The sequence below is a fragment of the Cobetia sp. UIB-001 genome, assembly GCF_044789135.1.
GTDB classification, from domain to species: domain Bacteria; phylum Pseudomonadota; class Gammaproteobacteria; order Pseudomonadales; family Halomonadaceae; genus Cobetia; species Cobetia amphilecti.
Genome location: NZ_CP058244.1, coordinates 3,145,478 through 3,159,817, shown reverse-complemented (window position 1 = coordinate 3,159,817; position 14,340 = coordinate 3,145,478). Strand labels below are relative to the sequence as shown.

General features: G+C 63.7%; 11 protein-coding genes. 10 read left to right on the top strand and 1 reads right to left on the bottom strand.

Annotated features, from left to right (window positions below):
* Nucleotides 1-59 precede the first annotated feature (59 nt).
* Nucleotides 60-2,360: a phosphoenolpyruvate--protein phosphotransferase gene (gene ptsP / locus HA399_RS13185; RefSeq protein WP_052384254.1), complete on the top strand. Its 2,301-nt coding sequence runs from the start codon at nt 60-62 to the stop codon at nt 2,358-2,360.
* On the opposite strand, the gene HA399_RS13180 is transcribed toward ptsP, so the two are convergent.
* On the bottom strand, nt 2,353-3,315 hold the full coding sequence (locus HA399_RS13180) for an NRDE family protein (protein ID WP_404325217.1): 963 nt from the start codon (nt 3,313-3,315) through the stop codon (nt 2,353-2,355). The genes ptsP and HA399_RS13180 overlap by 8 nt on opposite strands.
* Before the next feature lie 162 nt (nt 3,316-3,477).
* Between HA399_RS13180 and HA399_RS13175 the strand changes: the two genes are divergently transcribed.
* The 9 genes from HA399_RS13175 to HA399_RS13135 all read left to right on the top strand — a co-directional run bounded on the left by HA399_RS13175 (nt 3,478) and on the right by HA399_RS13135 (nt 14,252).
* Entirely contained in the window at nt 3,478-6,291 is a 2,814-nt protein-coding gene (locus tag HA399_RS13175; protein ID WP_404325216.1) for a response regulator, read from the top strand.
* Nucleotides 6,292-6,364: 73 nt separating this feature from the next.
* Nucleotides 6,365-7,147, top strand: coding sequence for a sulfite exporter TauE/SafE family protein (locus tag HA399_RS13170; protein ID WP_054555579.1), 783 nt, complete (start codon nt 6,365-6,367; stop codon nt 7,145-7,147).
* A gap of 127 nt (nt 7,148-7,274) precedes the next feature.
* Nucleotides 7,275-8,078 carry a prolipoprotein diacylglyceryl transferase gene (lgt, locus tag HA399_RS13165; protein WP_404325215.1) on the top strand — a complete coding sequence of 268 codons (804 nt, stop codon included), beginning with the start codon at nt 7,275-7,277 and terminating at the stop codon, nt 8,076-8,078.
* A gap of 213 nt (nt 8,079-8,291) precedes the next feature.
* A complete protein-coding gene (locus HA399_RS13160; protein ID WP_404325214.1) occupies nt 8,292-9,086 on the top strand; it encodes a thymidylate synthase in 795 nt (264 codons plus the stop codon).
* Nucleotides 9,083-9,634 carry a dihydrofolate reductase gene (locus HA399_RS13155; RefSeq protein ID WP_054555577.1) on the top strand — a complete coding sequence of 184 codons (552 nt, stop codon included), beginning with the start codon at nt 9,083-9,085 and terminating at the stop codon, nt 9,632-9,634. Before HA399_RS13160 ends, HA399_RS13155 begins: the two co-directional genes overlap by 4 nt.
* Nucleotides 9,635-9,737: 103 nt before the next feature.
* Entirely contained in the window at nt 9,738-10,766 is a 1,029-nt protein-coding gene (locus HA399_RS13150; protein ID WP_404326988.1) for a ProQ/FINO family protein, read from the top strand.
* 432 nt (nt 10,767-11,198) lie between these two features.
* The gene (locus HA399_RS13145; RefSeq protein WP_404325212.1) at nt 11,199-12,188 is read left to right on the top strand and encodes a TRAP transporter substrate-binding protein; all 990 of its coding nucleotides are present in this window, start codon (nt 11,199-11,201) and stop codon (nt 12,186-12,188) included.
* A 97-nt stretch (nt 12,189-12,285) separates the two neighbouring features.
* Entirely contained in the window at nt 12,286-12,870 is a 585-nt protein-coding gene (locus tag HA399_RS13140; protein WP_404325211.1) for a TRAP transporter small permease, read from the top strand.
* The gene (locus tag HA399_RS13135) at nt 12,867-14,252 is read left to right on the top strand and encodes a TRAP transporter large permease (protein WP_404325210.1); all 1,386 of its coding nucleotides are present in this window, start codon (nt 12,867-12,869) and stop codon (nt 14,250-14,252) included. Before HA399_RS13140 ends, HA399_RS13135 begins: the two co-directional genes overlap by 4 nt.
* The last annotated feature ends 88 nt before the right edge of the window (nt 14,253-14,340 follow it).

Genomic DNA, 14,340 nt, shown 5'->3' with positions numbered 1-14,340 from the left:
TGAGCAATCACCTTCTCGACGTCTTCGATGCGCGAGATACACCATGCTTGAGGTACTCCATGCTTGAGGTGCTACGTCGTATCGTTCAGGAGGTCAATGGCGCACGTTCTCTGGACGCGGCACTGGCGACCATGGTGTTGCGCATACGCAAGGCCATGAAGACGGACGTCTGCTCCGTCTATCTGCTGGCACCGGAAAGCGATCGCTTCGTGCTCAAGGACACCATCGGTCTGCGCTCGTCGTCGGTGGGGCAGGTCAGTCTGGCACGTGGCGAGGGCCTGGTCGGGATGGTGGCGCTCAGAGAAGAGCCGCTCAACCTCGAGGATGCGCCCGCACACCCCCAATTCCGTTATTTCGAGGAGACCGGAGAAGAGCGTTTCTCCAGCTTTCTCGGTGTCCCCATCATTCATCAGCGTCGTGTGCTCGGGGTGCTGGTCATCCAGCAGCACGAGAAGCGCCGTTTCGATGAAGGGGAGGAAGCCTTCCTTGTCACCCTCGGCGCGCAGCTGGCGGGAGTGCTGGCTCACGCCCTGGCTACGGGGGCGCTGGGCAAGCTGGCCGGTACCAGCGGCCAGGCGACCTTCTCCGGCGTGGCCGGCTCGCCCGGTATCGCCATCGGCAAGGCCTTCGTGCTGTCTCCGCCCGCCGACCTGGACGCTGTCCCCGACCTGATCCCCACCGATATCGAATTCGAGATCGCACGCCTCAAGGAGGCGATCAACGCCGTGCGCGAAGAGATCCGCGTCGCGGCGGAGCGTCTCGCCAGTCGTATCTCCACCCAGGAACATGCGCTGTTCGAGGTCTATCAGCAGATGCTGGGCGACGCGGCGCTGGGGCAGGAAGTCGAGAAGCGCATCCGTGAAGGACAGTGGGCGCCGGCGGCGCTGGCCGATATCGTGCGCCGCCATGTGCAGTATCTCGAGCGTGTCGATGATGACTATCTGCGCGAAAGAGCCGCCGACATACGGGATCTTGGGCGCCGCGTGTTGTCACACCTGCAGGAAGAGGGTGACAGTGGTCCGATCGAATACCCGGAAAACACCATCCTCATCGGTCACGAGATCAGCCCCGCCACGCTGGGGGAAGTCCCGCGGGAACGCCTCAAGGGGCTGGTCGCGGTCAGTGGCTCGAGTACCTCGCATGTCGCCATCCTGGCGCGTGCGATGGGGATTCCCACCGTGTTGGGCATGGTGGATCTTCCGTTGTCGCGACTGGGCGGTGCACCGGTCATTCTCGATGGTCACCGTGGTCGACTGGTAGTGCGTCCCGAGCTTGAGCTCGGCGCCTACTATTCACGGTTGATCGAGGAGGAGCAGGCGTTGAGTGCGCTGCTGGAACAGGAGCAGGATTTGCCAAGCGTGACCCCGGATGGTCATGTTCTGCCACTGATGGTGAATACCGGCCTGGCGCTGGATTCCGTCGCGTCGCTCAAGTCGCGGGTCGGCGGGGTCGGGCTCTACCGCACCGAAGTGCCGTTCATGATGAGTGACCGCTTCCCCAGCGAGCAGGAGCAGGCGCGTCTGTATCGTGAGCAGCTGCTGGGCTTCGCGCCGCTGCCGGTCACCATGCGCACGCTGGATATCGGCGGCGACAAGGACCTGCCCTATTTCCCGATCAACGAGGCCAATCCTTTCCTGGGCTGGCGGGGCATCCGGGTGACGCTCGATCACCCCGAGGTGCTGATGGTGCAGCTGCGGGCCATGCTGCGTGCCGCGGAAGGGCTGGACAACCTGCGCATCATGCTGCCGATGATCTCGGGAATCGAGGAAGTCGATGCGGCGCTGGCGCTGGTCAATCGGGCGCTGGTCGAGCTGGCCGAAGAGGGCATCAACGTCTCGCGGCCGAGTGTCGGCGTGATGATCGAGGTGCCGGCGGCGCTCTACCAGCTGGAAGCGCTCGCCACCCGGGTCGACTTCTTCTCGGTGGGCTCCAACGATCTCACCCAGTATCTGCTGGCGGTGGACCGCAATAACCCGCGCGTGGCGAGTCTCTACGATGCCTGCCATCCGGCGGTGTTGCGCGCCCTGGCGCGTCTGGCGGAAGAGTCGCGTGCGCTCAAGATGCCGGTGAGCGTCTGCGGTGAGCTGGCGGGCGACCCCGCCGGGGCCTTGCTGCTGCTGGGCATGGGCTTTGACAGTCTGTCGATGAATGCCCCGAGCCTGCCTCGCGTGCGTGCGGCCATTCGGCGGGTGTCGCTGAGTGCGGCGCAGGGACTGGTGGACGAGGTACTGTGTCAGCCCACCGCCGATGAGGTTCATGACCTGTTGCTCCACCGCCTGCAGGCCTGGGATCTGGCCCATCTGCTGCCGCCGCGCGACAACGCGCCTGTGGCACAGAAGGCTGGTGAGACGACTAGCTGAGCCGCCAGCTGCCGATATCTCCTTCCTCGTCGCTCCCCGTGGCGAGCAAGCGGGTCATGGCCCTGCGGCTGGCGATGGTATGGCCCTCAGGGCTGAAACGGCGCTCCAACAGGGTCAAGGTCTGCACCACACCAGACGGATCAGCCGTATCCCTTGTCGGGTGGCGTTGCCAGCGCACCAGGGTCGAGGCCCGCGTGCCATATTCGGCGCTGACGATGAACGGGCTGGACAGCAGGGCTTCGCGTTCGGGCGTGAGTCCGGTGGCTGGTAGCTGAGTCGGCGCGGGCCGCCAGTCATCCTTGAGCAGGTCGAGCAGCGCGTCGTCGCTCAATGGCCGTGCGGTTGTCTGACCAGCACGGACTGACGGGTCGAGGAGGGCTGTCAGGCGGTCACTCAGGCGTCGTTGCTTGGGCCAGTCGCTCTCGGGATGGCCATTGCTCAGGCTGTGGATGCCCGCGCCGAGGCGGCTCACCTCGGCCCCTTGTGGGCCATGATGCAGGCGCCACAACGCCTTGCCATCGCAGACCAGCAGGTTGCACCAGTCCACGGCCTCAAGCGTCAGCGCAGAGAGCTTCTGTGCGTCCGCTCCCTCCAGTGCCGCGGGCACGCTCTCTCCCGCGACCAGTGCGCGCAACCAGTCTTCAAGGCGCCAGCGCGAGCATCGACCCAGCGCCTGACGCGCCGCGGCCGCGACCAGCTGGCCACGGCTGATGCTGGCCGTCGGGGCAGGGTGGTCCAGCTGGCGCACATTGGTCAGCGTGGCGAGACTTCCGGCGGGGTGCATGACCAGCCAGCCGCCGCCGGCCACCAGGTCGCGTCCGCCGCACAGGACACCATCCGGCCACACGCAGAGCCCGGCGGTGGCGCGTGCGTGAAACTCATCCCGGTTGCCGATCAGTAGCAGGCATTCGCCCTGCGGCGAGTCCGGTTGCCAGTCAAATGCCATCAGGCACATGTCGCCACTCCATCAGGGGGTCGGGAGAAAATAGCGCCTCTGTCACGCTGGCACTGCATGACGCCTGACGGCGGCTTGCGTATGCTGCTGCTTTGTCTCGACAGCTTGCGCTGGTCAGCGGTCGGGCTTGCCGACGCCTCACCTACAGGATGCTTTCAGATCATGTTCTCGCGCCGTGCTTCCTCTGTCGAGCCACCGCCTGCGGCGGCGATGGCTTCGAATGCCCAGAATTCCGCCAGTGGCCTGGAGAAGGTCTGGGCGCGCATGATTCGGCTGACGGCTGGCCCGCTGCTGCTGGCGGAGCTGGCGGTGGCGTTGAGCTTTCTGGTCGGGGCCGCCGTGGTCTGGGACAGCACGCAGCATGCCGCCGTCGATAGCGCGCTTGGGGAGCTCCGGCAGGAGCATGCGCTGGCCACGGCACTGGTCAGCGAGCGTCTGGAGACCCAGCAGCGTCGCCTGCAGATTCTGGCGCGCTATGCACGGCGCCATCTCGACTTCGGCGCCAACGGGAGCAGCGCCTATGACGATGGCCTGGACCAGTTCTCGCTCACCGAGCAGGGCCAGCTGTTCAGGCCGGTATCGCGTGGGGGAGCCGCACTCTACGGCGAATTCGCAGGACCGTTGAGCGATGAGGATCGCGACGCCGGGCGGCGACTGATGCATATGCAGTGGCTGCTGTCGGACCTCTACTCGTCGGACCCCCTGATCTCACGCCTGTTCGTGAGTCTCGATAACAGCATGGTCATGCTCTATCCCTGGTTCAACGTGCTGGATGCCTTCGCGCCGGGCAGCGATTTCATGCCCTATACCGGGGTGTTGCCGGACACCGTGCGTCAGCTTGCCGAGAACACCGACAATGGTGCGGCGCGCGTGGTCTGGCTACCGCCGCATCCGGGGCCTGCCGGTCTGCCGCAGATCACGGCGCTGGCGGAGGTCTCACTCAGCAATGGCCAGAAGGCGCGTGTCGGGCTGGATCTCGCGCTGCCGCAGATGGAGGCGCGCCTGCTGCTGCCGGGGCATGCCCCCTCGGATGCCTTCTGGCTGGTCGATGACCACCTGAACGTCTGGGCGGCCAGCAGCAATGTCGGCGACGGCCATTCCCAGAAGCTGCCCGCGGATATCGCCCGCGCGATGGATACCAGCCTGCGCGGTGCCTCGCTGGACGACCCGCACGGGACTCAGGTGGTGGTGTGGGACAGCTTGCCGGTCACTGGTTGGCGCCTGGTGTCCAGCACGCGACTCGAGGTGCCCGGCCAGGTGCCGCTGCTGACCCTGTTGCTGGGCAGTGGTGGCGCGCTGCTGCTGGTGTTTGCCGTCGTCATGCTCATCTTGCAATGGCGCCTCAGGCGCATGGATCAGCGCCTGGGGCAGCCCTTGGAGTGGTTGGCGCGCCAGAGCGAGCGTATCGAGAACGGTGAGGTGATGGAGGAGTACCCGCCGGTGGGGCGGCAGGCCTATCCGGCGGATGACATCCTGCGGCGCCATCGTGGGGCCGTGGCCTTGCTGCGCCGTGGTCGCGGCCATGAGCTGGATGCCTTGCCGCTGCCGGCCTTCGTGATGCGTCATGGGCTGTTGGCGATGGCCAACCCGGCCTTCGAGAAGCTGTTCGGGCTGGTATTGCATGAGGCGCTGGGCCGGTCGGTGGGCAGCTTGCTGATGCTGGAGCCCAACCCCAGCGTGCCCAGCAGTCGTGAACTCCGGGTACATGACGCCGAGGGGCGCATGCGGCGCATGCGCCTGGAGCTGTGTCGCTTCAACAATGACCCGGCGCAGGTGCTCGGCGTGATGATCGATGAGTCGGAGCACGATCAGGCCAGCCAGCAGTTGCTGGTCGCGCGTGACCGTGCCCGCGAAGAGGCGCGTCTGAAGAGTGATTATCTGGACATGCTGCACGCTGAGCTGACGCCACCGCTGCAAGGGCTGGTGCGCAAGCTTGGTCAGCTCAGGCGCGAGCGTCATATCGAGGATGCCGAGCTCAGCCTGCTGCAGGGCCGCCTCGACAGCGTGGCGCAACTGCTGGATGCCCTGACCGAGCGCGAGGAAGTGGTACGGACGCCGCTGGAAGAGAATGACTTCTCGCCGACCGAGACGCTGGGGGCGCTGCTCGAGGACATGCAGCAGCGCCATCATGATGTCGGTTGCCCCTTCGAGTGGCAGCTGGGGCCGATGCCGGAGGCATTGCGCGGTGATGTGCGCCGCCTTGCGCAGCTGTTCGAGCATCTGGCGGAAGGCTGCATGCGCCACGAAAGCGCCAGTCATCAATCTCTGCTGCTTGAGCTGCAGCAAGCCTGTGAGCTGCCGGCCTGTCGCGATGCAGCGTTCTCTGCAGAGGGCTCAGAGGACGAGGGCGCTGGCTGTTGCTGTCTGCGACTCGAGCTGCGTGGACATGTCGGCCTCGATATCGGTCATCAATCGCCCTCGAGCCTTGTCATGGCGCGGCGCTTGATCGACGAGCTGGGCGGCAGCTATCGCCAGATCAACCTGGACGACGAGCAGGCGCTGGAAATCCTGCTGCCGATGACATGGCCGGGCAAGCCGACCGAAACCCGCATTCTGGTGGTGGATGACGGGCCGGTGAATGCGATGCTGGCGCGCACGGTGCTCGGGCGGCAAGGGTTGTTGGTCGATACCGCCAGCAGCGGCGAAGAGGCGCTGGCCGCACGTGGACAGCATTTCTACGCGCTGGTGTTCATGGATATCTTCATGCCCGGCATGGATGGCGTCAGTGTCAGCCAGCGCTGGCGCGAGCAGGAAGCCGCTGCCGGCAGTGAGCGGCGCAGTGTCATCATCGCGCTGACCGCCAATGCCAGTGAAGCCGATCGCGAGCGCTTCTTCGCCGCCGGGCTGGATGATTATCTGGGCAAGCCCTATCGGCCACAGGCGCTGATCGACAAGGTCAGCATGTGGCTGCCTGACGTGACGCTGACGCCACGCGCGTCCGGCAGCGGCGAAGGTCCAGCATCAACAGACGGCTGACGGTCATGGCGCTGAGAGGCCCGGGCCACTCTCGGCAGACAGTCACCACAATGCAGCATGAAAGGAGTCGGGTATGTGGTGGTGGTATCCCTTGTTGGGCGCAGTCGCCGGCATGATTGCGGGGTTGTTCGGGATAGGCGGAGGGCTTGTCATCGTGCCGGTGCTGGCCGCGGCCTTCGTGCTGCAAGGCGTCGCGCCGGAGGTGTTGATGCATCTGGCGATCGGCACCTCGCTGGCCACCATCGTGGTGACCTCGCTGTCGTCGGCACGGGCACATCATGAGCGCGGTGCGGTGCGCCTCGATTGGCTCAAGCGGCTGTTGCCGGGGCTGGTGGTCGGCACCGGGCTGGGCGTGGTGCTGGCCAGTGAACTGAGCGGCGAGACGCTCAAGCTGGCGTTCGGCGTCTTCGTGCTGCTGGTGGCGGCCAAGCTCGGGCTGGATCTCAAGGTGGGCCAGATGGCCCAGGCGCCCGGGCGGGTCGGCCAGTTCGTGGGCGGCAGTACCGTCGGCGTGATTTCCTCGCTGTTCGGCATCGGTGGCGGCACGGTGATGGTGCCGATGCTTTCCAGCTGGCAGGCGCGCATGACCGAAGCGGTGGGGACCGCCGCCGCGGCAGGCTTTCCCATCGCGCTGACCGCCGCACTGACCAACATCGTGGTCGGCTGGCATGCCCCCAATCTGCCGGAGCACGCCATCGGCTATGTCCATTGGGTGGCGTGGCTGGGCATCGTGCTGGCGTCCGTGCCGTTTGCGCGCCTCGGGGCGCGGCTGGCGCATGCCTTGCCGGCCCTGCTGCTCAAGCGCCTGTTCGCGCTGATTCTGGTCATCGTCGGACTGCGGTTTCTGCTGGCGTGAGCGGGAATACGCTGCCTCAGGCAGGTCGTGTTCATGCTTTGACTGTTATGCTCTGCCCGCCTGAGAGGCGATGACTGCATCGCCCAGTACGTTGGTAGAGCCCGACTTCCTCATTCAAGGTTTTCACATGTTGCAATATCCTGAGATCGACCCCGTGGCGCTGGCGCTGGGGCCCTTCAAGATTCATTGGTACGGGTTGATGTACGTGATCGGTTTCGCGGCGGCCTGGGGGCTGGCACGAGCACGTCGCGCACGCGTCGGCCTGAGTCAGGACGCGGTGGGCGACCTGATCTTCTTCGGCGCTCTGGGCGTGGTGCTGGGTGGCCGCCTGGGGTATGCGCTCTTCTATGGCTTCGACAAGCTGCTGGCGGACCCGGTGTGGATCTTCAAGGTCTGGGATGGCGGCATGAGCTTCCATGGCGGTCTGCTGGGCGTGTTGATCGCGATGCTGATGTTCGCGCGTCGCCATCAGCTGACCTTCTTCCAGCTGACCGATTTCATCGCGCCGATGGTGCCGATCGGCCTCGGCGCAGGGCGGCTGGGCAACTTCATCAATCAGGAGCTGCCGGGTCGCATCACCGATGTCTCCTGGGGCATGGTCTACCCGCTCTACGGGCCGGAACCGCGTCATCCCTCGCAGCTCTATCAGTTTGCACTGGAAGGCGTCGCGCTGTTCACCATCCTGTGGTTCATCTCGCGTGAACCGCGTCAGAAGGGCTTGATCTCCGGTCTGTTCCTGCTCTGCTACGGCTGTTTCCGGTTCATCACCGAATTCTTCCGTCAGCCGGACTCCCAGCTCGGCTTCATCGCCTTCGACTGGCTGACCATGGGCCAGCTGCTGTCGCTGCCGATGGTGCTGTTCGGGCTGCTGTTGATGGCCTGGTCGCGCGGTCAGGAAGTGGCGCAGCCGCCGGTGCCTCGCGCCTCCTGAGGGGCAATGCAGACGTGAATACAGGGGGCGATCGGTGTAAACTGGCCCCCTGCCAGATACGCAAGAACGCGGCCATCGGGCCGCGTTCTTGCGTATCTGGCAGCGTCAAATATCGTCAAGTGAACGATTCGAATTCATGAAGAGGCTGGCGCAGGGCGATCCACGGCTCCGCTCGCCGCGCCAGCCTCTGACACGCCGTACGGACTCGCCACCATGCAACCCTATCTAGATCTGATGCGCCATGTGCTGGAAAACGGCACACAAAAGGGCGATCGCACCGGCACCGGCACCCTGAGTGTCTTCGGTCACCAGATGCGCTTTGATCTGGCCGAAGGCTTTCCGCTGGTCACGACCAAGAAGCTGCACCTGCGCTCTATCATCCACGAGCTGCTGTGGTTCCTGAAGGGTGATACCAACATCGCCTACCTGAAGGAAAACGGCGTGCGTATCTGGGACGAGTGGGCCGATGAGAATGGCGACCTCGGGCCGGTATACGGTTACCAGTGGCGCAGCTGGCCGAACCCGCAAGGCGGTTCCGTCGACCAGATCAGCCAGCTGATCGAGCAGATCAAGACCAACCCGGATTCGCGCCGCCTGATGGTCTCGGCCTGGAATCCGGCGTTGGTGGACGAGATGGCGCTGCCGCCTTGTCATGCACTGTTCCAGTTCTACGTCGCCGATGGTCGCCTGTCCTGCCAGCTCTATCAGCGCAGCGCGGACATCTTCCTCGGCGTGCCGTTCAACATCGCAAGCTATGCGCTGCTGACCCAGATGGTCGCGCAGGTGTGTGGCCTCAAGCCAGGCGAGTTCATCCATACCCTCGGCGATGCCCACCTTTACAGCAATCATCTCGAGCAGGCGCGTGAGCAGTTGACGCGTGAGCCGCTGGCGCTGCCGCAGCTGGTGTTGAATCCGAAAGTCACGGATCTGTTCGACTTCACCTTCGATGACATTGCCATCGAAGGCTATGAATCCCATCCGCATATCAAGGCGCAGGTGGCTGTATGAGCGATAATGAATTCTCCCCGCTGACGGCGGCGGCTGACACCGTCGTGCCCGTCGCGATGATTGCTGCCATGTCGGTCAACCGCGTGATCGGCGTCGACAACCAGTTGCCGTGGTATCTGCCGGAAGACCTGAAGTTCTTCAAGCATGTCACCCAGGGCAAGCCGGTGATCATGGGGCGCAAGACCTTCGCCTCCATCGGCAGGCCGCTGCCCAACCGCCTCAACATCGTGGTCACGCGTGACAGCGAGTTCAGTCACGATGGTGTGCGGGTCTGCAGTGACCTGGCTGCCGCGCTGAGCATGGCGGACCACCACGCGATGATCGAAGGCGTGGATGAGATCATGGTGATCGGTGGCGGTCAGATCTACGCCCAGGCGCTGCCGGTGGCGACGCGCCTCTATCTCACCGAGGTTGCGGTCGAGATCGAGGGCGATGCCCATTTCCCGGCGCTGGATGCGAGCTGGCAGGAAGCGCAGCGCGTCCCGGGAGAGAGTGGTGAGGGCCTGCCGGCCTATGACTTCGTGCGCTTCGAGCGCCGCGACGTCTGAGCCACTGGCTGGCCGGCGTGACCTTTACAGTCAGCAGGTACTGACACAGACTGGTGCCAAACGGAACTGCCCATAGCGTGCAAGGGAGGCTCAGGCCTTGACGATGGATCGCCTCGAAGCGCTGTATTCTGCGCTTGAACATGAAGCCGACACACAGCGACAGCAGCGTGACACAGAGCGCCAGGCCCGTGCGGCCCTGGAGTCGGAAAATGCCCGCCTGCGCGATGCGCTGGCCCAGCTGGAGCAGCAGGCAGCGTCTGCAGCCACGGCAGATGCCGATGCGCATCAGCGTGCCCTGGCAGAAACCGAGCGTGCACTGGCCGCGGAGCGTCATGAGCGTGAGCAGCTCGCTGAGCAGCTCGCGGCGGCGCGCCAGACACTGCAGGAGCAGCAGGCGCAGTTAAGCGCGGTGAATGAGGCGTTGCTGGCGCGAGATGCGCAATTGCGCGAACTGGTTGAGCAGGCTGAGCAGGCTTCTGCGCCGCAACCCTCCACGAATGCGGAGGCGGGTCTGGCAGCGCAGCAGGAGGCGCAGGCAGAACGCCTGGCCTCAGAGCGCCTGAACGTGAGTCAGCCGGCAGCTGACGCGCAGACAACGACGGCTGCTGATTCGTCCGAGGCTCAGGCGTCGCAAGCCCAGATGTCACAAGCTCAAACGCCGCAAGCTCAGGTACCGCAGGAGCAGGAAGCGCAGCAGCAGAACGAGGCCGAGCAGGGCGAGGCCCCGCAAGCACAGCAGGCTTCTCAGCCTGAGTCGGCGCCTTCTCCCCATGCGCTGCTCAAGCAGTGGTACAAGCGCTATCCGGATACCTTCTTCAAGGGCCATACCCGGCCGCTGAAGATCGGCATCCATATCGAGCTGCTGGAAAACGAGCCCTGGGATGACAAGCTGGTGCGGCGCGCGCTGGCGGGTTATGTCCATCTGCCGCGGTATCTGAAGGCGGTACGGGCGGGCACGCAGCGCGTGGATCTCTCGGGTCAGTCGGTGGGTGCCGTGACGGAAGATGAGGCACGCCATGCCCGTCAGCAGCTCGATGAGCTGACGCGCCAGCAGAAGGCGCGTGAAGAGCAGGCGACCGATCAGCGCATCAGCCACAAGCTCAGCGAGCTGATGACCAAGCACCGTCCCTGAACACAGTCCTTGAACACAGTCCCTGAGTACCGTCTCTGAGCACCGTCTTTGAGAATGTGCTGGCAGGTGGTGTGACAGCTGAGGAAGACGCTCGATTGGCAATGATCGGTGCTAACAGACAAGGCCCCTGTGCGGATTCCCGCACAGGGGCCTTGTCGTTGGTGGGCGGAAATCCGCACAACTCCTCACAGATCGCCGGCGGCCCGCGGAATTCGGCTCACTTGTGCGCGAGTTGTATGCGAACTGTGCGTCTTCAACTTATTGAATTGTCTGGATTGTCTCGTCTATCTGGCGGCTGTGGCGCAATGCTCGCAGGGTCTCGGCTATCCCTGCTCGCGCCGCACCTCTGCGCGGCTTCGTGTCGGAGCCGCGCAGACGGGATATCGAATGCCCTACAAGACCAACAATATCCGCAATTCAAGAGGATTCGCCATGCGCCTTATCAAGCCAGCCCTGACCGCCCTGAGTGCCGCTATCCTGTTTGCCTCAGCGACGGCCATGGCCGACCCGATCACCATCAAGTTTTCCCATGTGGTGGCGGAAAATACCCCCAAGGGCCAGATGGGCAAGAAATTCCAGCAACTGGTGGAGGAGCGACTGGGCGACAAGGTGGAAGTCGAGCTCTACCCCAGTTCGCAGCTGTACGGGGACGACAAGGTGCTGGAAGCCATGCTGCTGGGCGATGTGCAGCTGGCGGCACCGTCATTGTCCAAGTTCCAGAAATATACCGATCAGCTGCAGGTCTTCGATCTGCCCTTCCTGTTCAAGGACATGGGCGCTGTCGAACGCTTCCAGAGCAGCGAGACGGGCCAGTCATTGCTGACGTCGCTGGAATCCAAGGGGTTGGTGGGGCTCGGTTATCTGCATAACGGCATGAAGCAGCTGTCCGCGTCATCGCCGCTCAAGACACCGGGGGATGCCGACGGCAAGAAATTCCGCATCATGACCTCCGATGTGCTCGAGGCCCAGTTTGACGCGGTGGATGCCGTCTCACTGAAGAAGCCGTTCTCCGAGGTCTTCATCCTGCTGCAGACCAAGGCCATCGACGGTCAGGAGAATACCTACTCCAACATCTACTCCCAGAAGTTCTTCGAGGTGCAGCCGTACATCACCGAATCCAATCACGGCGTGCTGGATTACATGGTGGTGTCCTCGGCGCGCTTCTGGAATGGCCTGCCGGATGATGTGCGTGGTGAGGTCAAGTCGGCGCTCGATGAGGCCATCGTCTACGGCAACCAGCTCTCCGAAGCCAAGAACATGGAGGCCAGGCAGGCCATCATCGATTCCGGTCAGAGCGAGATCATCACGCTCGACGATGCCCAGCGTCAGCAGTGGGTCGACGCCATGAAGCCGGTATGGGGCGAGTTTGCCGAGGATATCGGTCAGGACATCGTCGACGCCGCGGAAGCTGCCAACCAGTAAGCCATCAGGCCATCCATCACTTGCCCCATCTTGAGCGCCAGGACATCGTCGATCTCGCATGGGGCAAGTGTCCTTGAGCGACATGAGGATTTTTGCCATGGCACTAAGATGGCTTCACAAGGCGGAAGAGACACTGTTCTCGCTGCTGCTGGTAGCGATGGTGCTGCTGGTCTTCGTCGAGGTGGTGTTGCGCTTCGTCTTCAATACCGGCATCAGCTGGTCACAGGAAGCCACGCTGTATCTGGCGGGCTGGTTCGTGCTGATCGGCGTGTCCTGGGGCGTCAAGCAGGGCGCGCACATCGGCGTGGATGTCATGGTCAAGATGCTGCCGATGCTCTGGCAGCGCGTGGCGACCTTGCTGGCGCTGGCGATCTGCATGGCGTACTGCGTGATGCTGCTGGTCGGCAGTTATGAATACCTCTCGCTGATGAAGATGATCGGCATCGAGCTTGAGGACATCGCGATTCCCAAGTGGTACGCCCTCACCATTCTGCCCATTGCCATGTTGCTGCTGATGCTGCGCTTTGCGGTACTGGGCTGGAAGGTGATTCGTGGCGATGCCAGTGGCTTCGGCTTTCATGACGAAGGCGAGGACAGCATGCATCTGGTGCAGTCGGATGAGCCGGATGGCCGAGACAACGGCGATGCTGACCGTGACAGTGATCAGGGAACACCACGATGACCATAGCCACTCTGTTTGCGCTGCTGTTCGGCGGCATCTTTCTCGGCATGCCGATCGCCTTTGCGCTGGGCTTCTCGAGTGTCACCACGATCCTGCTGTTTTCCAGTGACTCACTGGGGTCGGTGGCGATCAAGCTGTTCGAAGCCCTGTCGCATCACTACACCCTGCTGGCGATCCCGTTCTTCATTCTCTCCAGCACCTTTCTCTCGACCGGTGGCGTGGCACGCCGCCTGATCACCTTCGCCACCGATGCCATCGGCCACGTGCGCGGTGGGCTGGCGATGGCCTCCGTATTGGCATGCATGCTGTTTGCCGCCGTGTCCGGCTCTTCTCCAGCCACGGTGGCGGCGATCGGCTCCATCGTGATCGCGGGCATGGTGCGCCAGGGCTATACCGAGTCCTTCGCGGCGGGCGTGATCACCAATGCGGGGACGCTGGGCATCCTGATTCCGCCGTCCATCGTGATGCTGGTGTATTCCGCCGCCACGGAAGTCTCGGCGGCCAAGATGTTCATGGCCGGCCTGATTCCGGGCCTCCTGATGGGCGGTATTTTGATGGTCGCCATCTATATCGCGGCGCGGATCAAGAAGTTGCCGGCTCAGCCTTTCCCCGGCGTACGGGTGCTTGCGCGCTCCGGCCTGATCGCCATGGGCGGTCTGATGTTGATCTTCATCGTGCTGGGGTCGATCTATGGCGGCGTGGCCAGCCCCACCGAAGCCGCGGCCGTGGCCACGGTGTATGCCTGGTTCATCGCCGTGGTGGGCTATCGCGACATGGGGCCGTTGAAGAACGTGCCGTGGCGCAAGGGCAACGAAGCCTGGGGGAGTGCGGGGTTGCGCGCGCTGTGGCAGGTGCCTGCCGGGCTTCTGGGGTCCTTCAACGATCAGGAGGTCAAGAAGGTGGTACTGGATGGCGCGCGTGTCTCGATGATGCTGCTGTTCATCATCGCCAACGCGATGCTGTTCGCGCATGTACTGACCACGGAGCGCATTCCGCACACCATCGCCGAAACCATCATCGGCTGGGGACTGCCGGCGTGGGGCTTCCTGATCGTGATGAATCTGCTGCTGCTGGCGGCGGGCAACTTCATGGAGCCCTCGGCCATCCTGCTGATCATGGCGCCTATCCTGTTCCCCATCGCGACGCAGCTGGGGATCGACCCGATCCATCTCGGCATCATCATGGTGGTCAATATGGAGATCGGCATGCTGACACCCCCCGTGGGTCTGAACCTCTTCGTGACGGCGGGGATCACCGGCAAGCCGATGACCTGGGTCATTCGAGCAGCATTGCCGTGGCTGTCGCTGTTGCTGCTGTTCCTGGTGTTGATCACCTACGTGCCGGCTATCTCGCTGTTCCTGCCCAACTGGTTGAGCAGTTGAGGATCACTGCCTTCTGACAAGGTGCAATGGAAAGATTGATTGATGACAGAGCTTGTGACAGAGCTTGATGACAGGGAGGGCGACTGGG